Source organism: Phenylobacterium sp., assembly GCF_030698145.1.
Taxonomy (GTDB): Bacteria; Pseudomonadota; Alphaproteobacteria; order Caulobacterales; family Caulobacteraceae; genus Phenylobacterium.
Window position 1 is genome coordinate 71,928 of record NZ_JAUYNW010000017.1, and the last position, 21,934, is coordinate 93,861.

Annotated in this window: 22 protein-coding genes; 12 read left to right on the forward strand and 10 right to left on the reverse strand. The window is 69.9% G+C overall.

Annotated features, from left to right (window positions below):
- Positions 1 to 14 precede the first annotated feature (14 nt).
- The 6 genes from Q8Q77_RS02035 to Q8Q77_RS02060 are packed head-to-tail and all read left to right on the forward strand — an operon-like array spanning position 15 to position 6,315.
- The gene (locus Q8Q77_RS02035; protein ID WP_305580659.1) at positions 15 to 965 is read left to right on the forward strand and encodes a sugar phosphate isomerase/epimerase; all 951 of its coding nucleotides are present in this window, start codon (positions 15 to 17) and stop codon (positions 963 to 965) included.
- A 26-nt stretch (positions 966 to 991) separates the two neighbouring features.
- Positions 992 to 2,107: a Gfo/Idh/MocA family protein gene (locus Q8Q77_RS02040; protein ID WP_305580706.1), complete on the forward strand. Its 1,116-nt coding sequence runs from the start codon at positions 992 to 994 to the stop codon at positions 2,105 to 2,107.
- Entirely contained in the window at positions 2,104 to 3,159 is a 1,056-nt protein-coding gene (locus Q8Q77_RS02045; RefSeq protein WP_305580661.1) for a sugar phosphate isomerase/epimerase, read from the forward strand. The genes Q8Q77_RS02040 and Q8Q77_RS02045 overlap by 4 nt, the downstream gene beginning before the upstream one ends.
- A gap of 2 nt (positions 3,160 to 3,161) precedes the next feature.
- A complete protein-coding gene (locus tag Q8Q77_RS02050) occupies positions 3,162 to 4,889 on the forward strand; it encodes a GMC oxidoreductase (RefSeq protein WP_305580663.1) in 1,728 nt (575 codons plus the stop codon).
- Positions 4,889 to 5,536, forward strand: a complete 648-nt coding sequence (locus Q8Q77_RS02055; protein WP_305580665.1) for a gluconate 2-dehydrogenase subunit 3 family protein — start codon at positions 4,889 to 4,891, stop codon at positions 5,534 to 5,536. The genes Q8Q77_RS02050 and Q8Q77_RS02055 overlap by 1 nt, the downstream gene beginning before the upstream one ends.
- Positions 5,533 to 6,315: a DUF1080 domain-containing protein gene (locus Q8Q77_RS02060; protein ID WP_305580667.1), complete on the forward strand. Its 783-nt coding sequence runs from the start codon at positions 5,533 to 5,535 to the stop codon at positions 6,313 to 6,315. The genes Q8Q77_RS02055 and Q8Q77_RS02060 overlap by 4 nt, the downstream gene beginning before the upstream one ends.
- A 24-nt stretch (positions 6,316 to 6,339) precedes the next feature.
- Here the strand turns inward: Q8Q77_RS02060 and Q8Q77_RS02065 are convergent, their stop codons facing one another.
- Complete coding sequence (locus Q8Q77_RS02065) at positions 6,340 to 7,830, reverse strand: MBL fold metallo-hydrolase (protein WP_305580669.1); 1,491 nt, start codon at positions 7,828 to 7,830, stop codon at positions 6,340 to 6,342.
- Positions 7,831 to 7,841: 11 nt separating this feature from the next.
- Positions 7,842 to 8,498 carry a TetR/AcrR family transcriptional regulator gene (locus tag Q8Q77_RS02070; RefSeq protein WP_305580671.1) on the reverse strand — a complete coding sequence of 219 codons (657 nt, stop codon included), beginning with the start codon at positions 8,496 to 8,498 and terminating at the stop codon, positions 7,842 to 7,844.
- Positions 8,499 to 8,568: 70 nt separating this feature from the next.
- On the opposite strand from Q8Q77_RS02070, the gene Q8Q77_RS02075 reads away from it, so the two are divergent.
- Positions 8,569 to 9,222, forward strand: coding sequence for a 2-hydroxychromene-2-carboxylate isomerase (locus Q8Q77_RS02075; protein WP_305580673.1), 654 nt, complete (start codon positions 8,569 to 8,571; stop codon positions 9,220 to 9,222).
- A 49-nt stretch (positions 9,223 to 9,271) separates the two neighbouring features.
- Here Q8Q77_RS02075 and Q8Q77_RS02080 read toward each other — a convergent pair whose 3' ends face one another.
- Positions 9,272 to 10,060 carry an energy transducer TonB gene (locus Q8Q77_RS02080; protein ID WP_305580675.1) on the reverse strand — a complete coding sequence of 263 codons (789 nt, stop codon included), beginning with the start codon at positions 10,058 to 10,060 and terminating at the stop codon, positions 9,272 to 9,274.
- Between the two features lie 235 nt (positions 10,061 to 10,295).
- On the opposite strand from Q8Q77_RS02080, the gene Q8Q77_RS02085 reads away from it, so the two are divergent.
- A complete protein-coding gene (locus Q8Q77_RS02085) occupies positions 10,296 to 10,526 on the forward strand; it encodes a hypothetical protein (RefSeq protein WP_305580677.1) in 231 nt (76 codons plus the stop codon).
- A 79-nt stretch (positions 10,527 to 10,605) separates the two neighbouring features.
- Here Q8Q77_RS02085 and Q8Q77_RS02090 read toward each other — a convergent pair whose 3' ends face one another.
- Complete coding sequence (locus Q8Q77_RS02090; RefSeq protein WP_305580679.1) at positions 10,606 to 10,791, reverse strand: hypothetical protein; 186 nt, start codon at positions 10,789 to 10,791, stop codon at positions 10,606 to 10,608.
- A 358-nt stretch (positions 10,792 to 11,149) separates the two neighbouring features.
- Between Q8Q77_RS02090 and Q8Q77_RS02095 the strand changes: the two genes are divergently transcribed.
- The 3 genes from Q8Q77_RS02095 to Q8Q77_RS02105 are packed head-to-tail and all read left to right on the forward strand — an operon-like array spanning position 11,150 to position 15,797.
- The gene (locus Q8Q77_RS02095; protein WP_305580681.1) at positions 11,150 to 12,934 is read left to right on the forward strand and encodes an FAD-dependent oxidoreductase; all 1,785 of its coding nucleotides are present in this window, start codon (positions 11,150 to 11,152) and stop codon (positions 12,932 to 12,934) included.
- The gene (locus tag Q8Q77_RS02100; protein WP_305580683.1) at positions 12,925 to 14,745 is read left to right on the forward strand and encodes a 2-oxoacid:acceptor oxidoreductase subunit alpha; all 1,821 of its coding nucleotides are present in this window, start codon (positions 12,925 to 12,927) and stop codon (positions 14,743 to 14,745) included. Before Q8Q77_RS02095 ends, Q8Q77_RS02100 begins: the two co-directional genes overlap by 10 nt.
- On the forward strand, positions 14,742 to 15,797 hold the full coding sequence (locus Q8Q77_RS02105; RefSeq protein WP_305580685.1) for a 2-oxoacid:ferredoxin oxidoreductase subunit beta: 1,056 nt from the start codon (positions 14,742 to 14,744) through the stop codon (positions 15,795 to 15,797). The genes Q8Q77_RS02100 and Q8Q77_RS02105 overlap by 4 nt, the downstream gene beginning before the upstream one ends.
- Before the next feature lie 44 nt (positions 15,798 to 15,841).
- Here Q8Q77_RS02105 and Q8Q77_RS02110 read toward each other — a convergent pair whose 3' ends face one another.
- The 3 genes from Q8Q77_RS02110 to Q8Q77_RS02120 all read right to left on the reverse strand — a co-directional run bounded on the left by Q8Q77_RS02110 (position 15,842) and on the right by Q8Q77_RS02120 (position 19,421).
- Positions 15,842 to 16,099 carry a hypothetical protein gene (locus tag Q8Q77_RS02110; RefSeq protein WP_305580687.1) on the reverse strand — a complete coding sequence of 86 codons (258 nt, stop codon included), beginning with the start codon at positions 16,097 to 16,099 and terminating at the stop codon, positions 15,842 to 15,844.
- 131 nt (positions 16,100 to 16,230) lie between these two features.
- Positions 16,231 to 18,750 (reverse strand): ABC transporter permease, encoded by a 2,520-nt coding sequence (locus Q8Q77_RS02115; RefSeq protein WP_305580689.1) that lies wholly within the window; start codon positions 18,748 to 18,750, stop codon positions 16,231 to 16,233.
- Positions 18,747 to 19,421, reverse strand: coding sequence for an ABC transporter ATP-binding protein (locus tag Q8Q77_RS02120; protein WP_305580690.1), 675 nt, complete (start codon positions 19,419 to 19,421; stop codon positions 18,747 to 18,749). Before Q8Q77_RS02120 ends, Q8Q77_RS02115 begins: the two co-directional genes overlap by 4 nt.
- Before the next feature lie 57 nt (positions 19,422 to 19,478).
- Between Q8Q77_RS02120 and Q8Q77_RS02125 the strand changes: the two genes are divergently transcribed.
- Positions 19,479 to 20,120 (forward strand): arylesterase, encoded by a 642-nt coding sequence (locus tag Q8Q77_RS02125; RefSeq protein WP_305580692.1) that lies wholly within the window; start codon positions 19,479 to 19,481, stop codon positions 20,118 to 20,120.
- A 168-nt stretch (positions 20,121 to 20,288) separates the two neighbouring features.
- Here Q8Q77_RS02125 and Q8Q77_RS02130 read toward each other — a convergent pair whose 3' ends face one another.
- The 3 genes from Q8Q77_RS02130 to Q8Q77_RS02140 all read right to left on the reverse strand — a co-directional run.
- The gene (locus tag Q8Q77_RS02130) at positions 20,289 to 21,053 is read right to left on the reverse strand and encodes a GIN domain-containing protein (protein WP_305580694.1); all 765 of its coding nucleotides are present in this window, start codon (positions 21,051 to 21,053) and stop codon (positions 20,289 to 20,291) included.
- Positions 21,054 to 21,068: 15 nt separating this feature from the next.
- Positions 21,069 to 21,635 (reverse strand): DUF1700 domain-containing protein, encoded by a 567-nt coding sequence (locus tag Q8Q77_RS02135; RefSeq protein ID WP_305580696.1) that lies wholly within the window; start codon positions 21,633 to 21,635, stop codon positions 21,069 to 21,071.
- On the reverse strand, positions 21,632 to 21,934 hold a 303-nt coding region (locus Q8Q77_RS02140; protein WP_305580698.1), incomplete at its 5' end, for a PadR family transcriptional regulator. The genes Q8Q77_RS02135 and Q8Q77_RS02140, both read right to left, overlap by 4 nt.

Here is a 21,934-nt window from a genome sequence, read left to right on the forward strand (position 1 = left end):
AGAAGGAGACGCCCTTGCGTCCGATATCGCCCCAATTCCACCGGCGCGGCTTCCTCGGCGCGGGCCTGGCCTCGATGGCCGCCACCGCCGTCGCCGCGGCGCCCCAGCCGTTCTTCAAGCGCCACGGCCTGCCGCTCGGCATCCAGCTCTATACGCTCGGCCCCGACGCCGCGAAGGACCTGGACGGCACGCTGAAGTCCATCGCCGCCATCGGCTACAAGGCCGTCGAACTCCCCGGCCTCACCGGCCGCGCTCCGGCCGACATCCGCGCCGCCCTGGACCGCGCCGGCCTGGTCTGCACCAGCGCCCACATCCAGGCGCGCGGCGAAGCGGGTTTCGAGGGCGACCTCGCCCGCCTTGCCGATGCGCTCGCGACCATCGGCGTCACATACGCCGTCGCGCCGAGCCCCTACGCGCCCGACCACGCGGTCCAGGCGGCCCAAGGCCTGACCGGCGCCGAGTTCTATCGGAAAGTCACGGCGTCGCTCACCGCCGACGACTGGAAGATGAACGCCGATTTCCTCAATGCGAAGGGCGCGGCCCTCAAAAGCTCGGGGATCGGGGTCGGCTACCACAACCACAACTTCGAGTTCGCGCCGCTGGGCGACACCAACGGGCTGGAGATCCTGCTGAAGAACACCGACCCGAAGCTGGTCACCTTCGAGATCGACGTCGGCTGGGTGGCGGCAGCGGGCGCCGATCCCCTGGCCCTGCTCCGCAAGCACAAAGGCCGCTTCACCCTGATGCACGTGAAGGACATCAAGGCGACGACCAAGCCGAACTACGCCCTGACAATGGACCCGACGGAGATCGGTTCCGGGTCCCTCGACTGGGCCAAGCTGCTGCCTGCCGCCTACGCATCGGGCGTGCGCGGATTCTATGTCGAACAGGAGCCGCCGTTCACCCGCCCGCGGATCGAGGCGGCGAAGATCAGCCACGACTACCTGGCGCGAGTGAACGGGTGACCGCAAACGCCCCTCTCCGCCTCGCCATGGTCGGCGGCGGGCCGGGCTCGTTCATCGGGCCGGTCCATCGCATGGCCGCCGAGCTCGACGGACGCATCCGGCTCGTGGCCGGCGCCTTCAGCCGCGATGGCGGCCGGAACGCGCAGGCCGCGCGCGCCTGGGGCGTGGCGGCGGATCGGACCTATGGGGACTACCGCCAGATGCTCGCCGCCGAGCCGGCGCGGACGGACGGCGCCGAACTGGCGGCGGTGGTCACGCCCAATCACCTGCACTTCGAGGTGTCCGCCGCGGCGCTGAAGGCCGGGCTGCACGTCATGAGCGACAAGCCCGCGACGCTGGACCTCGCCGAGGCCCGCGAACTGGCCGGCGTCGTGGCGAGCTCAGGCCGGCTCTACGGCCTGACCCACGTCTATACCGGCTATCCAATGGTCCGCGAGGCGCGCGAAATCGTCCGGCGCGGCGACCTGGGCGCTGTGCGCAAAATCGTCGTCGAGTACGCCCAGGGCTGGCTCTCGCGGCCCATCGAACAGGACGGCGACAGACAGGCCGGCTGGCGCGCCGACCCCGCCCAGGCCGGCGTCGGCGGCTGCATCGGCGACATCGGAACCCACGCCTTCAACCTCGTCGAATTCGTCGGAGGGGCGCGCGTGACCGCGCTTTGCGCTGACCTGGCCGCCGTCGTGCCGGGCCGGGTTCTGGACGACGACTGCAACATGCTGCTGCGCTTCGCGGGCGGCGCGCGCGGGGTGCTGATCGCCTCGCAGATTTCCGCCGGCGCCCGCAACGGCCTCAACATCAAGGTCTATGGCGAGAAGGGCGGCCTCACCTGGAGCCATGAGCGCCACAGCGAACTCGTCGTCGACTGGCTCGACGCGCCCACCCAGGTGCTGCACGCCGGCTCGGCCTATCTCAGCGCGACGGCGCGCACGGCCTCGCGCATCCCCACCGGCCATCCGGAAGGCTTCATCGAGGCCTTCGCCAACCTCTACCGCGACTTCGCCGACGCCATCGTCGCGGGCCGGTCCGATACCGGCCTCGTCCCCGGCGTCGCCGAAGGTTTGCGCGGCATGGCGTTCGTAGAGACCGCCGTCGCCGCCAGCCGGGCCGGCCTTGGCTGGGTCCCCCTGGAGGAAGCCGCATGAGGACGCTGAAGGGCCCGGGCATATTCCTCGCCCAGTTCATCGGACCCGAACCGCCGTTCAACCGGCTGGACAGCATCGCCCGATGGGCGGCGGGCCTCGGCTATGTCGGGGTGCAGGTGCCGACCGGCGGCGCCGACGCCTTCTTCGATCTGGAACAGGGCGCGCAGAGCCAGGCCTATTGCGACGACATCGCCGGCCGGCTGGCCGAGCACGGCCTGCAGATCACCGAGCTTTCGACGCACCTGCAGGGCCAGCTCGTCGCCGTGCACCCGGCCTACGACGCCCTCTTCGACGGCTTCGCGCCCGAGCAGGTGCGCGGCAAGCCGGCCGAGCGGCAGGCCTGGGCGACGCGGCAGGTGACGCTGGCGGCGAAGGCCAGCCAGCGCCTCGGCCTCACCGCCCACGCCACCTTCTCCGGCGCGCTCGCCTGGCCCTATTTCTACCCCTGGCCCCAGCGGCCGGCCGGTCTTGTGGAGGAGGCTTTCGCCGAGCTTGGCCGCCGTTGGCGCCCGATCCTCGACGCCTTCGATGAGGCGGGCGTCGACGTCTGCTTCGAGCTGCACCCCGGCGAAGACCTGCACGACGGCGTGACCTTCGAGCGGTTCCTGGAGGCGGTCGGCGGCCACCCACGGGCCAACATCCTCTACGATCCCAGCCACTTCCTGCTGCAGCAGCTCGACTATCTGGCCTTCATCGACCACTACCACGACCGCATCCGCGCCTTTCACGTGAAGGACGCCGAGTTCCGGCCGAACGGCCGCTCCGGCGTCTATGGCGGCTACCAGGGCTGGGTCGAGCGCCCAGGCCGGTTCCGCTCGCTGGGCGACGGCCAGATCGACTTCGGCGCCATCTTCGCCAAGCTCGCCCAGTACGACTATCCCGGCTGGGCGGTGATGGAGTGGGAGTGCGCCTTGAAGCATCCCGAGGACGGAGCCCGTGAGGGCGCGCCGTTCATCCGCGATCACATTATCCGCGTCACCCCCCACGCCTTCGACGACTTCGCCGGAGCCGGGACCGACGCGACCGCCAACCGTAAGCTGCTGGGGCTCTGAGCATGGCCAATCTCAACAATCGCGCGAAGGCCGAGCACACCTACGACGCGATCGTCGTCGGCAGCGGCATGAGCGGCGGCTGGGCGGCCAAGGAGCTCACTGAAAAGGGCCTGAAGACCCTGGTGCTGGAGCGCGGTCGCATGGTCCGCCACCTGGAGGACTATCCCACCGCGGTCATGGCGCCTTGGGAGACCCGCTATCCGCGCGGCAAGCTGCCGGACGCGACCCTGAAGGCCGAGTATCCCAAGCAGCAGCGCACCGGCTACGCGGTCAGCGAGTACACCCAGCACTTCTTCGTCAAGGACCAGGAACACCCCTACTCCGAGACGCAGCGGTTCGACTGGATCCGCGGCTACCACGTGGGCGGCCGCTCGCTGATGTGGGCGCGCCAGACCTATCGCCACAGCCCCATCGACTTCGAGGCCAACGGCCGCGAGGGGATCGGCGTAGACTGGCCGATCCGCTACGAGGACCTGGCGCCCTGGTACGACCATGTGGAGCGCTACATCGGGGTGAGCGGCCAGAAGGAGGGCCTGGCGCACCTGCCGGACGGCGTCTTCCAGCCGCCGATGGAGATGAACTGCGTCGAGAAGGACCTGAAGGCGAGGTCGGAGGCGCGCTTCCCCGACCGGCGCATCACCATCGGCCGCGTCGCCAACCTCACCGAGCCGACCGAAGAGCAGACCGCGCTGGGGCGCGGGCCGTGCCAGCACCGCAACATGTGCAGCCGCGGCTGCCCGTTCGGCGCCTTCTTCTCGTCGAACGCCGTGACCCTGGTGGCCGCCGAGAACACCAAGAACATGACGATCCGGCCCGATTCCACGGTCACCTCGCTGATCTTCGACGAGAAGGCCGGCAAGGCGACGGGCGTGCGCGTGCTGGACGGCAAGACCGGCCAGGAGATCGAGTACTACGCCGACGTGATCTTCCTGTGCGCCTCGGCGATGAACACCGCCTGGATCATGCTGAACTCCGCCAGCCACCGGTTCCCGAACGGCTTTGGCAACGACAGCGACCAGGTGGGCCGCAACATCATGGACCACCATCTCGGCGTCGGCGCCGCCGCCGACGCCCCGGGATATGAGGCCATGTACTATTCCGGCCGACGGCCCAACGGCCTCTACATTCCCCGTTTCCGCAACCTCGGCGACGCGGCGACCAAGCGCTCCGACTATGTGCGCGGCTTCGGCTATCAGGGCGGGGCGGGACGGCCCAACTGGGACCGTCCGGCCGAGGGCTTCGGCGCGGAGCGCAAGGCGGCGCTGAGCCAGCCCGGACCCTGGCTGGTGCGGCTGGGCGGGTTCGGCGAGATGCTACCCCATGCAGACAACCGCATGACCCTGAACCACGCCGTCAAGGACCATGACGGCCTGCCGACGATCACCTTCGACGTCAGCCTGCGCGACAACGAGCTCGCCATGCGCAAGGACATGAAGTCGGCGGCGGCCGAGATGCTGGACGGCGCGGGGTTCAAGAACGTCCGTGAGTTGGAGGGGGACTATGGGCCTGGCCTCGGCATCCACGAGATGGGTACCGCCCGTATGGGCCGCGACCCCAGGACCTCGGTGCTGAACGCCCACAACCAGGTCCATGCCTGCAAGAACGTCTATGTGACCGACGGGGCGGCCATGACCTCGTCGTCCTGCGTGAACCCATCGCTGACCTACATGGCGCTGACGGCGCGGGCGGCCGCCCACGCGGTTGAAGCGCGCAAGCGGGGAGAACTGTGATGGGAGAGGACAAGCGCGTGCGGATGACCCGGCGCGAAGCGGCGCTGACCTTCGGCGCCCTGTGGACCGCCCTGGTGATCCCAGCGGAGGTCGTGGCCCAGATCGCCACGACCCTGACCTGGACGCCCAAGGCGCTGAGCCCCGGCCAGGCGCGGGTGCTCGAGGTGGTCGCCGAACTGATCGTGCCGGCCACCGACACGCCCGGCGCCCGCGAGGCGGGGGTCCCGCAGTTCGTCGACCGGGCGGTGTCGGACTTCTGCTCGCCGGCGGACGCCCAGACGATCCGCACAGGCCTCGACCGCATCGACGCCGACGCCCGCGCGGCGCACGGCGCGGCCTTCGCGGCCCTGCAACCCGACCAGCAGACCGCCCTGCTGCGGCGCTACGACGCCGAGGGCAAGGCTCCGCGGACGCCCGTGGCGGCGGTGGGTCGCGGCGAGACCGAGACAGGCCTGTCGAACCAGCCCAGTCCCGCCGTCGAGGCCCCGAAGGGCCCGCCCTTCTTCCCGATGCTGAGGGACCTGGTCACCGTGGGCTATTTCACCTCCGAACTCGGGGCGACCCAGGCGGTCCGCTATGACGCGGTCCCCGGCGCCTACAAGGGCTGCGTGCCGCTGTCGGAAATCGGGCGGGCCTGGGCGACATGAGGCGCGCCCTCCCCGGGCTGCTCGCCGCCCTGACCCTGGCCGCCCCGGCCGGCGCCGCGGAGGCCTGGCGGCCGATCTTCAATGGCGCGAACCTCGACGGTTGGGTCCCCAAGATCAATCACCACCCCCTGGGCGAAAACTGGCGGGACACCTTCTCGGCGAAGGACGGGGTGCTGCGGGTCTCGTATGCGAAGTACGACGGGTTCAAGGACGACTTCGGTCACCTGATCCACCAGACGCCGTTCTCATCCTACCGCCTGCGCTTCGAATACCGTTTCACCGGCGATCCGGTCGCCGGGGCGCCGACCTGGGCGGCGCGCAACTCGGGCGTGATGCTGCACGGCCAGGCGCCGGCGACGATGGGGCTCGACCAGACCTTCCCGGTCTCCGTCGAGGCGCAGCTCCTGGGCGGCAAGCCAGGCCAGACCCGGCCGACGGGGTCCGTCTGCACGCCCGGCGTCACCGTCTCGATAGGCGGCGCGCCCACCAAGGCGCACTGCACCGAATCCACCGGGCCGACCTTCCAGGACGGCCAATGGGTCCGCTTCGAGGTGGAGGTGCGCGGCGCCAAGAGCGTGCGCCACATCGTCGAGGGAAAGGTGGTGATGGAATACACCGACCTGCGGCTCGCCCCCGCCGAATACCCAGCCCTCGCAAGCCCGGACGCCGCGCTGGCGGCGCGGGGCGAGGCGCCGCTGGGGCGCGGTTACATCTCGCTCCAGAGCGAAGGCAGTCCCGTCGAGTTCCGGAAGATCGAGATCCTGGAGCTGCGGGACTAGCGCCGAGGCCGATCTCGGCCGCCTCTAGCGATTGACGCGCCCGATCTCGACCTCCTTCGAGCCGAGCGGCAGGGTGTAGAGGCTGCCGTCGTCGGCCAGGGTCCAGTCCCCGTCCCGCGCCGCGTCGATCCCGCTCTCGAAGGTCCGGCGCGCGATCATCCCGTCGGGCGCCGGCAGCAGGTGATAGAACACCAGCAGCTTCACCTTGGCCTGGTTGGCCAGGCCCGCCGCCTCCTGGGGCGAGACATGATAGTCTTGGATGTCGTGCATGATGCGCTCCACCCGGCCGCGTCCCAGGCCCTTGGCGCCGGCCTCCATCGTCTGGATCATCGGCCGCGCGATCGCCTCGGAGACCATCACGTCGGCCCCCATGGCGGCGCGGGCCAGCGGCGGATGGTTCTTCATGTCGCCGCTGATCACCACCGAACGGCCCTTGTAGTCGAAGCGATAGGCGTAGGCCGGCTCGATCGGCCCATGGTCGACCTCGATGGCGGTGATCTTGAGTTGGCCGTCGTCGAGGACCAGGCCGGTCCGCGCCTTGGACGGCGTCGTCGCCCCAGCCATCTCGACGGTGCGCGCCACCAGCGGCCACGTCTCCGGGGGCATGATCTTGGCCGTGTGGTGGACGGTCCGATAGCCCTGGTCGATCCGGTAGGCCTGGTTGAAACCGTCGACCACCTGATCGACCCCCGGTCCGCCGTAGACATTGAGCGGCGCGGGCCGCCCCTGGGCCCAGGTCTGCAGGTTCAGCTCTCCCAGGTCGCCGATATGGTCGGAGTGGAAGTGGGTGATCAGCACCCCGCCGATCCGGTCCAGCGGAACGCCCCACTGCATCAGGTTCTCCACCGACTCCGGCCCCACATCGACGATGTAGATCTTGCCGCCGGCGATCACCGCCACGCAGGCCTTCGCGCGCGCCTTGCTGGGCAGCGGGGCCGAGGTCCCGCAGACCGCCACGCGCAGGGCGTCGTCGGCCAGCAGTGAGGCGTTGTCTTCACCCATCCGTTGGGCGACCGCCCGCTCGAAGATCTTCTGCTGGGCCGTCGGGTCGCCGAGGGCCGCGGAAAGGCCGAACTTGGCGGCGACGCCCAGGCCCGCAATCAGCAGGATCGTCCGGGTCAGGCCGCCGCGCTCGGGCGCGTCGGACCGCGACAGACCGCGGGCGTGCAGCACCAGGGCCAGGATGGCGGCGACCTCGATGGCCAGGGCGCGGGTCGCGCCGCCCGGCAAGCCATCATCGATCACCCCGGTCAGCCGTCCCACGACGATCATGGCCAGGACCAGGGCGGCGGCCTGCAGCAGCGTCCCACGGCGGGTCCAGACGCCGGCGAAGCAAAGCGCCGCCAGCGCGACGAACAGCCCGCCCAGGTCCCCGCGCAGGGTCGAGAGGCCTTCCGGGGCCAGGGCCGCGACCTGCAGCCCGCCCGCCAGTTCCTCAGGCGCCGCCCATAGCCCGAAGCCCAGGAACGCGAACAGCAGCGCGAAGACGATCACGAAAAATCCGGTGACCCGCATGTCCTAGATCCTCAAAGGCTGTTGGGCAGGGTGGCGGCGAAGATGTCGGCGCAGGCCTTGGCGGCGACGGCGCGCGCGGCGGCCGCTTCCAATCCCAGCCCCCGCAACAGGGCGAAGATCAGGTCCTCGGCCAGGGTCGCGATCGCGTCGGCGGCCTGGCGTTCCAGCACCCGCGACACGGCGATCTGCGCGGTTCCGACCGCCATCATGACCGCGGCCTCCGGCGCAAGACCCCCGAACCGCCCGGCCGCGAGGCCCGCCTGGATGTCGGCGCGCACGCCACGGTTCATGGGCGCGTCGGGGACCGAGGCGAAGGGGAATAGCCGCATCATGGCCTGGGCGCGAATGGGGAAGGCCTCGGCGCCGCGCGCGAACATCGCCAGCGCCCGCGCCACCCGCTCGGCCGGGTCGACCACGCCGATGTTGATGTCAGCCACGGTCAACTCGATGGCGGCGCGCGCCTGCTGGGCGATCTCCCGCGCCAGGCCGTCCTTGTCCGGGAAGTGGTTGTAGAAGCTGCCCTTGGCGACCTCTGCGGCGGCGACGATGTCGTCGATGGTGACCGCGTCCACCGAACGGGTGGCGAACAGGACCTGGCCTGCCCGCAAGAGCGCCGCCCGGGTCCGCTCCCGCCGCCGATCGATCCGTTCCCCCGCTCCCGCGATCATCGCCAACTCCAATTTGACTGTCTGGTCATTATTGGACTAACTAGTCATTATTGCAAGCGGGAGGTTTTTGATGACCCTTCAGGTCGACGTTTTCTGGTCATTCCGGAGCCCCTATTCGTACCTCGCGACGCCCCGCCTGGCGGAGATCGCGGCGCGCTACGAGGTCCAGCTCGACGTACGCCCGGTCTATCCGCTGGCGGTGCGCGTCGACGGCTTCTTCAAGCGCCAGGACAGGCGGTGGCCGTTCTATGTGGGGCGCGACTGTTTCCGCACCGCCCAGATGCTGGGCATGACCTTCGGGCCGCCGCGACCCGATCCCATCGTCATGGACCTGACGACTGGCGACGTGGCCAAGGACCAGCCCCATATCCAGCGCCTGACCCACCTCGGCCAAGCCGCCGTCGAGGCCGGTCGCGGCCTCCCCTTTATCGTCGAGGTCAGCAAGCTGATCTGGGGCGGCCAGACGCCCGGCTGGGACCAGGGCGACCATCTGGCCCGGGCCACCGCGCGCGCGGGCCTGGACCTCGCCGCCCTGGACGCGACCGCTTCGGGGGAGGCCGCGCGCCTGGAAGCCGCCATCCAGGCCAGCCATGCGCGCCTTGAGGAAGTCGGCCACTGGGGGGTGCCGACCATGGTCTTCCAGGACGAGCCGTTCTTCGGCCAGGACCGCATCGAGACCCTGCTCTGGCGGATGGGCCAGTACGGGCTGACCGAACGCGCCTAGGCCGCCCGCTGATCCGCCGGCGCCCTGGCCGGGACTGCTCGCGTGGCGTTCAGTCCTTGGGCAGTGCGAACCGGATCGGGATACGCACCGTCCCGCCGGACACCGGCGCGCCGTCGCGCGTCATCGGCCGCATCTTGAAGAGCCGGGTCATTCGCAGCGCCGCCCCGCCGAACTCCTGGTCGTCGGGGACCTCGGAGGCCACCGCACAGCCATCCAGCCCGCCGCCGGCGGTCACCGTACAACTGAGGACGACGCGGCCCTCCACGTCCATACGCAGCGCCCGGCTCGGATAGTAACGGGCGAAGTCCTCGCCGCTCGGCCTGCGCAGCCAGTCGGGGTTCTGGATCACCGACGGCCGGGGCGGCTCGGGCGCCGACGGCGCCGGGGGCGGCGGTTCGACGATTCGTGGCGGGCGGACCGCCTCCACGCGGCGTTCGACCGGCGGGACCGGCAGCGGGGGCACCGTGGGCGGCAGGTCGACCACCGCGGCCGGTGGCCGGGGCTGCAGCTTCGGCGGCGGCGGCGGCGGCGTGTTCGGGGGCGGAGGAGGAGGAGGAGGAGGTGGTGGTGGCGGTACGGGTTTGATCAATTCCACGCTGGTCACGTCGTCGGCGTATTCCCTGTAGTTCGGCTCGAACTTCGCCCTCCACAGATAGACACCGATGATGGCGTGGACCGACAACGACGCCAGGATGGCCAACAGCGCCCCGTGACCCCGTCGCCTCGTCCGCGGTTGGGGCGGGTCGCGCGGCGGGTGGACCAGAGCCCGCCGCAGGACGCGGCCAAACCCGATGTCGAGGCCATGGGTGGCGTGCGCAAGCACGGTGGAGGACGGCATGCCGACGACTCCCGCCGACCTACCCCGGTTCAAGTCCTGGCGGCCGGCTATCCTTCAGATGGGAAACGCCGCGACGTGCATGAAGGCTGCGTCGAGAAATATCCGATCCGGCGCGAGCGGGAGGTTGCTGGCGGACAACAGATCCCGGAACTGAGTCCAAGCGAAACCGTTGAACAAGAGCCAGGCGCGGCCGCGTCTATGCGCGCCCTCCGCCGGTCGTCGTATGGAGGTCGCCATGAGGGCGATAAATCTACACCTGCCGCACCTGCACCTTCCACGTGTCGGACGCCCGCATTTCTCGATGCCACACCGCAAGGCTGGTGAGCATGCCAAGACCCGCGCCCCGCTCGCGTTGGGCAACGCCTGGGCGCTGCTGCTGGCCGCCATCGTGGCGATGGCGGTGCTGATCGGTCTTTGGATGTCGAGCAATGCTCCGCCGCCCATGTCGGCGCTGCCGATGCTCTGAACCCGGCGCTTGAACGCAGGGACCCGGCCGCGCTCCAGGCTATTGTCCTGTCGCGTTTTCTGGCGGGCTTGGCGTCGGCTCAGAGCGCGCGGGCGCGGCGCAGGCCTTCCGGGTCTTCCACCTGGGCGCGACGCTCGTTGATCTCGGTGGCCGCGGCGACCCGCTCGGCCTCGCCGTCGTCGCCCAGGTCGACCAGATAGGAGACGAAGTCCTCGGGAACCGGCGCTCCAAGCGCCGAACTGACCTCGATCATCGGATTCGGCATCTATGGCTCCTGACGCTGAGGGCGCCCCTGGGGGTTAATCAAGTGTTACGACAATCGCGCGACGGCGAAAGTGTCAAGGTTGCGATTTGGCCCAAGATCACAGGCTGTTGAGCGGCGATTGGGGCCAACGGGCCCTGAGCGGCGACGATGGGTCGGGCGCCGCTTGAGCGTCCGATTCGACGTTTTCAGACGCTGGAGCGTCGGCTTTTGGTTCTCGCGCCCCTAGAAACGTATTGGCTGACACCCAAGATAGGACTTACCATCGATAACGAACGTCGCGTCGCGTTTGCGGGATTTGCTTCATTGGAGCTCGTCTTCGCGCCTGCGAAAGAACGGCGTCGGGGAGAGGGAGTGGTTTGTGCAGCGCACCAGTACCGAAGGTCCCGACTACTTTCATAAGGTTGTTGATTGTCAGTGGGCCTGTCCTGCCCATACGCCGGTCCCCGAATATATCCGTTTGATCGCCGAAGGCCGTTATTCCGACGCCTACATGGTCAACTGGAAGTCCAATGTCTTCCCGGGAATCCTGGGCCGCACCTGCGACCGCCCCTGCGAGCCGGCCTGCCGCCGCGGCCGGGTCGAGGACGAGCCCGTCGCCATCTGCCGGCTCAAACGGGTGGCGGCTGACAACAAGGACGACATCACCGGCCGCCTGCCGTCCCCCTCGGCGGTGTCGAACGGCAAGCGAATCGCGCTGATCGGCGCGGGCCCCGCCGCCCTGACGGTGGCGCGCGACCTGGCGCCGCTCGGCTATGAGCTGGTGCTCTATGACGGGGACGCCAAGGCGGGCGGCATGATCCGCAGCCAGATCCCCCGCTTTCGCCTGCCCGAGTCGGTGATCGACGAGGAGGTCGGCTACATCACCGGCCTGGGGATGGAGATGCGGCTGGGCCAGTATGTCGACAGCCTGAAAGCCGTGCTCGACGAGGGCTACGACGCGGTCTTCGTGGGCTCGGGCGCGCCGCGCGGCCGCGACCTGGACCTGCCGGGTCGGCGGGAGGTCGCCGGCCACATCCACATCGGCATCGACTGGCTCTCCAGCGTCTCCTTCGGCCATATCGATAAGATCGGCCGCCGGGTGATCGTGTTGGGCGGCGGCAACACCGCCATGGACTGCTGCCGCACGTCGCGCCGACTGGGCGGCGAGGACGTCAAGGTGATCGTCCGCTCCGGCTTCGAGGAGATGAAGGCCTCCCCCTGGGAGAAGGAAGACGCCATCCACGAGGACATCCCGATCCTCAACTTCCTGGTGCCCAAGGCCTTCACCCACGAGGATGGCCGCCTGACGGGCGTCACCTTCGAAAAGGTCGAACCGAGGTTCGACGAGCGCGGCCGCCGCAGCCTGGTCCCCACCGGCGAACCCGACCAGCACTTCGAATGCGACGACGTGCTGATCGCCGTGGGTCAGGAGAACGCCTTCCCCTGGATGGAGCGCGACATCGGCCTCGCCTTCGACGAAGCCAACGGCATGCCCAAGGTCGACCCGGTGACCTTCCAATCCACCCATCCGAAGGTGTTCTTCGGCGGCGACGCGGCCTTCGGGCCGAAGAACATCATCTGGGCCGTGGCCCACGGCCACGACGCGGCCATCTCCATCGACAAGTTCTGCAAGGGCGAGAGCCTCACCGACCGGCCGCCGCCCGGCTTCTCCATGGCCAGCCAGAAGATGGGCATCCATGAGTGGAGCTACGACAACGACATCGCCAACGACCTGCGCTACCGGGTGCCGCTGCGCGACAAGGCCGTCGCGCTCAAGGACGTGAAGGTCGAGGTCGAGCTCGGCTTCGACCGCGAGATGGCCTATCGCGAGGCCCAGCGCTGCCTCAACTGCGACATCCAGACGGTGTTCTCAGAGCCCGCCTGCATCGAGTGCGACGCCTGCGCCGACATCTGCCCGGTGGACTGCATCACCTTCACCGACAACGGCGATGAGGACGACCTGCGCGGTCGCCTCAACGCCCCGGCGCTCAACACCGAACAGGCGATCCTGGTCTCAGGCGACCTCAAGACCGGCCGCGTGATGGTCAAGGACGAGGACGTCTGCCTGCACTGCGGCCTCTGCGCCGAGCGCTGCCCGACCGGAGCCTGGGACATGCAGAAGTTCCTCCTGGATATGACCCATGCGGGGGAGACATGCCGCTAGAGGCCGTCAACGACTTCGTCGTCAAGTTCGCCAACGTCAACGGATCGGGATCGGCGAGCGCCAACGGCATGTTCGCCAAGTCGATCCTGCGGATGGGCGTGCCCGTGGCGGCGCGCAACATCTTCCCGTCCAACATCCAGGGCCTGCCGACCTGGTTCGAGGTGCGGGTGACCGGGGCGGGCCACCTGGGCCGGCGCGGCGGGGTGGACCTGATGGTCGCCATGAACCCGCAGACCTGGGACCGCGACCTCGCTGAGATCGAGCCCGGCGGCTACCTTTTCTACGACTCCACCAAGCCCCTGCCCCGCGAGAAATTCCGCAACGACATCAATGTGGTCGGCGTGCCCCTGACGGCGATCTGCAACGCCGCCTACCAGCTCCCGCGCGAGCGGCAGCTGTTCAAGAACATCATCTATGTCGGGGCCTTGGCCGCTCTTCTTGGCATCGAGCTCGAAGTGCTTGAGACCCTGCTCGCCGAGCAGTTCAAGGGCAAGGACCGGCTGATCTCGGCCAACGTCGCGGCGCTGAAGATGGGCTCGGACTACGTGGCCCAGTCCCTGGCGCCCCTCGGCCTCAAGGTCGCCCGCGCCGACGCTGTGGGCGAGCGGATCTTCGTCGAGGGCAACATGGCCGCGGCGCTCGGCGCGGTCTATGGCGGGGCCACGGTCTGCGCCTGGTATCCGATCACCCCCTCGACCTCGCTGGCCGAGGCCTTCACCGGCTTCTGCGAGGACTACCGGACTGATCCGGAAACGGGCAAGGCGCGCTACGCCATCGTCCAGGCCGAGGACGAGATCGCCTCCATCGGCGTGGTGGTGGGCGCGGGCTGGAACGGGGCGCGGGCCTTCACCGCCACCTCGGGGCCTGGCGTCTCGCTGATGACCGAGTTCATCGGCCTGTCCTATTTCGCCGAGATCCCCGCGGTGATCTTCGACGTCCAGCGCGGCGGGCCCTCCACCGGCATGCCCACGCGCACCCAGCAGGCCGACCTGCTGGCCGGCGCCTATGCCGGCCACGGCGACACCAAGCACCCCATGCTGCTGCCCGCCGATCCGGGCGAGTGCTTCGAGATGGGGGCGCTGGCCTTCGACCTCGCCGACCGGCTGCAGACCACCATCTTCGTCATGCTGGACCTCGACATCGGCATGAACGAGTGGCTGACCAAGCCCTTCGCCTGGGACCCCGAGCGCAAGCTCGACCGGGGCAAGGTGATGACCTACGAGGACCTGGAGGCCGGCAAGGAGTTCGGCCGCTACCTCGACGTCGACGGCGACGGCGTCCCCTACCGCACCTATCCCGGCGTCCACCCGACCAAGGGCGGCTATTTCACCCGCGGCACCTCGCGCAATCCCTATGCCCGCTACAGCGAGGAGGGCGCGGTCTATGTCGACAACATGCAGCGCCTGCTGCGCAAGTTCGAGACCGCCAAGGCCCTGGTCCCCGCCCCGGTCGCAAGGCCGTCCCGGCGCGCGACCCGCGAGGGCGTGATCTATTACGGCTCCACCGCGCCCTCCATGCACGAGGCGCTGGAGACCCTGGAGACCCAAGGTCTGCACCTCGACGCCCTGCGCGTGCGCGGCTTCCCGTTCGCCGACGAGGTGTTCGATTTCATCGCCGCCCACGACCGGGTGTTCGTGGTCGAGCAGAACCGCGACGCCCAGCTACGCACCCTGCTGGTCAACGAGGGCGACGTCGCCCCGTCCAAGCTGATCGCTGTGCTGAACTATGACGGCTCCCCGATCACCGCCCGCTTCATCGCCGGCGCCATCGGCGATCTGATGACCGCCCGAAGCGCGGAGGCCGCCGAATGACCTACATCACCAAGCCCCAGCTTCATCACCCGAAGCTCGCCACCAACAGCCTGGGCTACACGCGCCGCGACTATGAGGGCTCGGTCTCGACCCTCTGCGCCGGCTGCGGTCATGACTCGATCTCCGCGGCCATCATCCAGGCCTGCTACGAGCTGGACCTGCCGCCGCACCGGATCGCCAAGCTGTCGGGCATCGGCTGCTCGTCCAAGACCCCGGACTATTTCCTGGGCAATTCCCACGGCTTCAACACCGTCCACGGCCGCATGCCCTCGGTGCTGACCGGCGCCAACCTCGCCAACCGCGACCTGATCTATCTGGGTGTCTCCGGCGACGGCGACTCGGCCTCGATCGGCCTGGGCCAGTTCGCCCACTCCATCCGCCGCGGCGTGAACATGCTCTACATCGTGGAGAACAACGGGGTGTACGGCCTGACCAAGGGCCAGTTCTCCGCCACCTCCGACAAGGGCTCGAAGTCCAAGAAGGGCGTGGTCAACCACGACGCCGGCATCGACCTGGTCATGCTGGCCCTGCAGATGGGCGCCACCTTCGTCGCCCGCTCCTTCTCCGGCGACAAAGCCCAGCTCGTGCCGCTGATCAAGGCGGCGCTGGCCCACAAGGGCGCGGCCTTCATCGACTGCATCAGCCCGTGCGTGCAGTTCAACAACCACGTCGGCTCGACCAAGAGCTACGACTATGTCCGCGAGCACAATGAGGCGGTGAACCGCATGGACGTCGTGCCGGCCCGCGAGACCATCGAGGTCGACTACGCGCCGGGCGCGACAGTCGCCGTGACCCAGCACGACGGCTCGGTCCTGCAGCTCCACAAGCTGGCCCAGCACTACGACCCCAGCGACCGGGTCGGCGCCCTGGCCTATCTCCAGGCCCGCCAGGCGCTCGGTGAGATCGTCACCGGCCTGCTGTTCATCGACCCCGAGGCCCGCGACCTCCACGAGAACCTCGACACCGTCGAGGTTCCGCTCAACAGCCTGAACGAAGCCGAGCTCACGCCCAGCCTCGACGTCCTCGCCAAACTGAACGCCTCGCTGCGGTAGGGTGGGCGGACCCGCCGGGATGAGCGGTAGGTGAGCTGTTCGCCCTACGAATGAAACGCCCGGCGCCCGGCATGGGCCACGTGGTATTCCCCGCTCACCGACAGCACGATCCAGTCGCCCGGCTGGGCCACGGTCCAGCCCTCGGGGGTCTGGACCTGGACCGCGCCGGCCTCGGTCATGGCCTGGGCCTGGTCGCCCAGCCACATCCACAGGGTCCGCCAGTTCTTCACGTCATGCGGCGGCGGCACGCGCAGGGCGGCCCCATGGTCGAAACTCGGAACGGCGGACTGAGCGAATCGCATCCGCCGAATACCGGGGTGCTTCGGTCACCAGAAACTTAATGAGCTGGAGCGCGATAGCCGAAAGTGGCCGCCGGTTTCGGCGACCATCGCGCTCCAATTTCAAGAATTGAAGCATTTTCGAACGAAAATGCTCATTCGGCGCGCAGAGCATCGGCGGGCCGCTTGGCCAGCGCCTGCAGCGAGGCCAGCAGCCCGCCCAGGCCGGCCAGCAGCGCCGCGCCCCCGACAAGGGCCGCCACCCCGCCCCAATCGATGGCCCAGTCGGCCTTGAACACCAGGGTCACCACCGGCCAGGCGGCGATCGCCCCGAGGCCCACGCCGGTCACCCCGGCGATCAGCCCCACCGCGCCGTATTCCAGCACATAGGCCGACAGGATCTGCAGCCGCGAGGCGCCCAGCACCTTGAGGATTGTGGCTTCGCGGGCCCTAGCCTGGGCGCGGGCGGCGATGGCCCCGGTCAGCACCAGCAGGCCCGCCAGGGCCGCCACCCCGGCCGCGCCCCGGATCGCCAGCGCCAGGCGGTCGAACAGGTCGGTGGCCGCCTCGAGCTGCTCGCGCACCGAGATCACGTTCACCTCCGGGAAGGCGGCGCCGAGCTGGCGGCTGGCGCGGGCCTCCTGTGCGCGGCTGGCCTTGGCGATGGCCACATGGCGCAGGTCCGCGCCCTCCAGGGCCGCGGGGTTCAGCACCAGGGGGAAGCTCGCCCCGAAGCCGCCGACGTCCACCTCGCGGATCACCGCCAACCTCGCGTCGATCTCGCGGCCGAGGATGGAGATCGTCACCGTGTCGCCGACCTTCAGCCCCCCGCCGCGCGCGGCGTCGACCTCCATGGCCAGTTGCGGCTGTCCGGCGTGGTCGACCTGCCACCAGGCGCCCTCGACGATCTTGGCGTCGGCCGGCTCGGGACCGATGGCCGACATGGAGATGTCGTTGTCATAGGCCCAGCGCTCGCCCTCCTTGATCGACTTGCGGTTCACCGCCACGCCGTTCAGCGCCACGATGCGGCCGGTGAGGAAGGGGACGCGCAGATAGGTCTCCGGCGTCAGCTTCGCGCCGAAGGCGGCGACCACCGCGGCGTCGAACTCGGCGGCCCGCGCCCCAGGGATCTCGGTGAACACCAGGGCGGGCGCGGTGCGCGGCGCGACCTCGGCCACCTGGCGCAGCAGGCTGGACTGAATCAGCACCACCGCCGACAGCAGGGCCACACCCAGTCCGATGGCCGGCGCGGCCGTGCGCGCGGCCGAGCGGGGTCCGGCCAGATTGGCCAGGCCCATCCGCACCGCGCCTCTGGCGCGTCCCCGCAGCCGCCCGGCGAGCCAGGCCGCGCCCAGGCCCAGGGCCCAGAGCAGCCCGAAGGACACGGCCACCCCGCCGATCATGCCGGCCGCCGCCAGGGGCGTGGGCGCGGTGATCACCGACAGGGCCGCGAGCGCGATAGCCGCCAGGCCCGCGCCGATGGTCTCCACGCCCAGCTTCAGCCGTCCGGCCACGTCGCGCCGGAACAGGCTGGCCGGCGGCGTGGCCCTGGCCCGGGCCAGGGGCGCCAGTGAGAAGGCCGCGGCCGACAGCAGGCCGAAGGCGGCCGCCTTGATCAGCGGGATCGGATAGATGTCGAACAGGGCCGGGACCGGGATGTCGTCGGGGACCAGGCCGCCCAGCACGAAGGGCGCCGCGGCGCCGGCCGCCAGGCCGATCCCGACCCCCAGCAGGGCCAGGACCCCGATCTGGATGAGATATAGGTCGCGGATGAACGGGCCTTCCGCGCCCAGCGACTTCAGCACCGCGATGGACGGCTTGCGCGCCTCCAGGAAGGCGGTGACGGCGCCGAACACCCCAAGCCCGCCGGCCACCAGCGAGGCCAGGCCGATGAAGCCGAGAAAGTATTCCAGCTGATCGATCAGCCAGCGGATGCCTGGGGCGGCGTCGTCGCGGTCGCGGATGCGGATCGACTTGTCCTTCAGCGCCTTGCGCAGGTCCCTGCGCGCGGCCTTCAGGTCGGCGCCCGGCGGCAGGGCGACGCGGGCGGTCTCGGCGAAGGTGAGGCCCGGCTCCAGGAACCCGGCGCCCGCCACGGCCTCGCGGCGCACCAGCACCCGAGGCCCCAGGGCGAAGCCCCGCGACAGGCGGTCGGGCTCGGCCAGCAGCACGTCGCGGACCACCACGGGCATCTCGCCAACCAGGATCTGGTCGCCGATCTTCAGCCGCAGGCGCTGCAGCAGCGCCCGCTCCACCGCCGCCCCGGCGACGCCGTCGCGCACGGCCAGCGCCTGGGCCAGCGGCTGGCCGGTCTCCAGGGTCACCTTGCCCGACAGCGGATAGGCCTCGCTGACCCCGCGCAGCTCCACCAGGCGCCGCTCGCCGGACGCCGTCTGGGCCATGGCGCGGGTCCCGACCGCCCAGGACGTCCGGCCCGCCGCCTGGATCGCCGCGCGTTCGGCCTGGGTGAACCGGCGCTGCTCGAGGGAGACGGACATGTCGCCGCCCAGGATCTCCCGCGCCTGGCTGGCCAGGCCCGTGCGGAAGGCCTCCGCCGTCGATCCAGCCGCGGCGATAGCCGCCACGCCCAGCGCCAGGCAGGCCAGGAAGATGCGGAACCCCTTCACCCCCGAGCGGAGCTCGCGGGTCGCGAACCTCAGGGCCAGGAACCTCACGCCGCGCGTCCGTCCGCCAGCCGCACCCGGCGATCGGCGCGGGCGGCCAGGGCCTCGTCGTGGGTGACCAGGACCAGGGCCGCGCCCTCCTCCGCCACCAGGCCGAACAGCAGGTCGGTGACGTGGGCGGCGTTGACGCCGTCGAGATTGCCGGTGGGTTCGTCGGCGAACAACAGGGCGGGCCGCGGCGCGAGCGCACGGGCCAGGGCCACGCGCTGCTGCTCACCGCCGGAAAGCTGGTGGGGATAGTGGCGCAGCCGGGCCGAGAGCCCGACGCGGTCCAGCCAGCTCTTGGCGATCGTCTCCGCGTCGGCCGCGCCGGCGATCTCCATGGGCGCGGCGACATTTTCCAGGGCCGTCATGTTGGGCAGCAGGTGGAAGGCCTGGAACACCAGGCTGACCCGGCCTCGGCGCAGCCGGGCGCGGCCGTCCTCGTCCAGCTTCGACAGCTCGCGGCCGAACAGGGTGACCCAGCCGGAGGTCGGCCGCTCCAGCCCCGCGGCCACCGCGATCAGCGACGACTTGCCCGAGCCGGACGGCCCGGTGATCGCCACCCGTTCGCGCTCGGCCACGGAAAAGCTCAGGTCGCGCAGGATATCCACGGGACCGGCGGCCGACGGCAGGGTGAGCGAGACGTTCGACAGGACGAGCGGCGGACCAGCGTCGGACAAAGGGACCTCGGGTTGGATGTTGAGCTTCGCAAGCGAAGCCTTAGATAGGGCAGGAGAATGGCCGACACACCCTCAAGTCTGACGACCCGCCGCGTGCTGCTCGCCGCCGCCCTGGCCCTGCCGGGCGTGGCGCTGGCCGCGCCCAGGCCCGTGGTCACCCTGCTGGGCGATTCCATCACCGCGGGCTACGGCCTGCCGGCCGCCGCCGCCCTGCCCGCCCGCCTGCAGGCCGAGCTCAGCCGGCTGCGGACATCGGCCCTGGTCCGGGGCGCGGGCGTCTCGGGCGACACCACCGCCGGCGGCCTCGCGCGCCTGGATTTCAGCGTCCAGAAGGACACTACCGTCTGCGTGGTGGCGCTCGGCGGCAACGACCTGCTGCAGGGCCAGGACCCCAAGCGGACCAAGGCCAATCTCGACCGCATCGTCGCCCGCCTGAAGGCGCGCAAGATCGCCGTGGTGGTGGCGGGCCTGAAGCCGCCCTCGGTGATCGGCCGCGCCTACGCCCGGGAGTTCGAGGCGGTGTTCGCCGCCGTCGCCCGGGCGCACGGGGCCGTGCTCTATCCCAACCTGCTGGCGGGCGTGGCCCAGACGCCGGGCCTGAACCAGAAGGACGGCTTCCACCCCAACGCCCAGGGCGTCCAGATCATCGCCCGCGGCCTCGCCCCGGTCGTGGCCCGCGCGCTGGCGGGGCGGAGCTAGGCGCACACAGATCCTCCCCCAGCGCGCAGCGCGGTTTGGGGGAGGTGGCGCGTCGCCCTCTTTGGCGACGTGACGGTGGGGGTTGCAGCCCACACACGAGAGTCAAAGTCCGCCTCACCCGGCCATGCGGCCGGGAGCTCCCCCAGAGGGGGCGCATCTCGCCCCGCGCTAGTTCGCGGCCTCGTGCAGCTCGCCGCCGCCGGAGATGTCGGTGGCCAGGCGTGTCGGCTTGGTGAGCAGGGTCACTTCCGAGCCGCCGGAGATGTCCAGGTTCGCCGTGGTCTTCGGCGCCAGCGAAATCTCCGAGGAGCCCGAACTGTCGACCGAGGCCTCGTCCAAGGTGAGCCCCATCAGATCGACGTCCGAATCCCCCGAGACGTCGGCGTTGAGGATCCGCGCCGCGCCCTTGACGGACACCTCCGACGAGCCGGAGGCGTCGAGCGACAGGGTGTCCTGCTTGTAGCCCGCGACCGCCAGGCTGCTGTCGCCGCCGATGTCGAAGGCGCTGACGCCGGGCGCGGTGATCGTCACCTTCATCCGGCGGCCGGCGAAGTTCGGGCCGCTCATGCCCAGACGGCCGTCGTTGAGGGTCACGCGCTCCACCAGGCGCTTGGGGCCGGTGATCACGACCTTGCCCGGCCCTTCGGCCTGGGTGAACTCGACCTCGGCCACGATCTCGACGTCGAGCTTGTCGCCGCCGTTCCAGGCGATCTCGCGGGTGACGGTGACGCCGCCGGGACCGTCCATGTCGATGTCGAAGTCGTAGTCGGCGTCATGGCGCGCGTGGTCGCGCCATTCGCGGTTGCTCCACTTCTCGACCCACTTCCAGTTGTGGGCGGCGATATCGGGGCCGCCGATGGCCGCGGCGCTGGAGAGCGCCACGACGCCGACGAAGAAGCCGGTGACGGCGATGAGGATGAGGACGCGGATCATGGAATTGCCCACCTCTTAAGCCTGCGGTTCGATGGCCGGCTTCAGCAGCCGGTAGTGCAGCCGCCCGTACCAGACGAGCGCATTGACGAAGCCGATCACCACCAGGGTCAGCACCGCGCCGACCGAGCTGGCCAGCGCCATGAGCCCAATGCCGGCCAGCAGGGCCGCGGCCGTTCCGCCGGGGGGTTCGAGGAACGGACCCACCGCGAAGACGAAACCGCCGGCGAAGAACACCGCCACCGCGCCGATGATCAGTCCGAACAGGGTGCCGGCCACCGTCATCAGGATCGGCAGCAGGATCAGCACGTCGATGGCGCCAAGGCCCAGCACCGCGAAGATCGCCCCGGCCGCGGCCGAGGGATTGCGCTGCTCTTCCCACTTCTTCAGGCCGATCTCGGCGCGCAGCTCGCGGGCCAGCCGGGCGGGATCGCCCAGGGCCTCACCGATCTCCTCCTCGGTCCGGCCTGCGGCCAGGCCCTCGGCGAAGTGGGTCTCGTAGTCGGCGATGGTTTCGGCGATGGCTTGCGGCGGCATGCCCGAGAGGCCCAGCCGCAATCGATCGATAAAGGCCTGCCGGGTCATTTCGTCTCTCCCAGGATGGCCTCGACGGCGCGGGAAAACGCCGCCCATTCCGCCTTCTGCGTCGTGAAGCTCAGCTTCCCGGCCTCAGTCAGCTTGTAATACTTGCGCGGCGGACCGGAAGAACTCTCCACCAGATAGGTGTCGACCAGCCCGTCGGTCTGCATCCTTCGCATCAACGGATAGATGGTGCCTTCCCCCATATCGATCCCCTCGGCCAAACGGCTCGCGATCTCATAGGCGTAGCTGTCCTGTCGGGAGAGCAGCGCGAGCACGCAGAGCTCGAGCACCCCCTTCTTCAG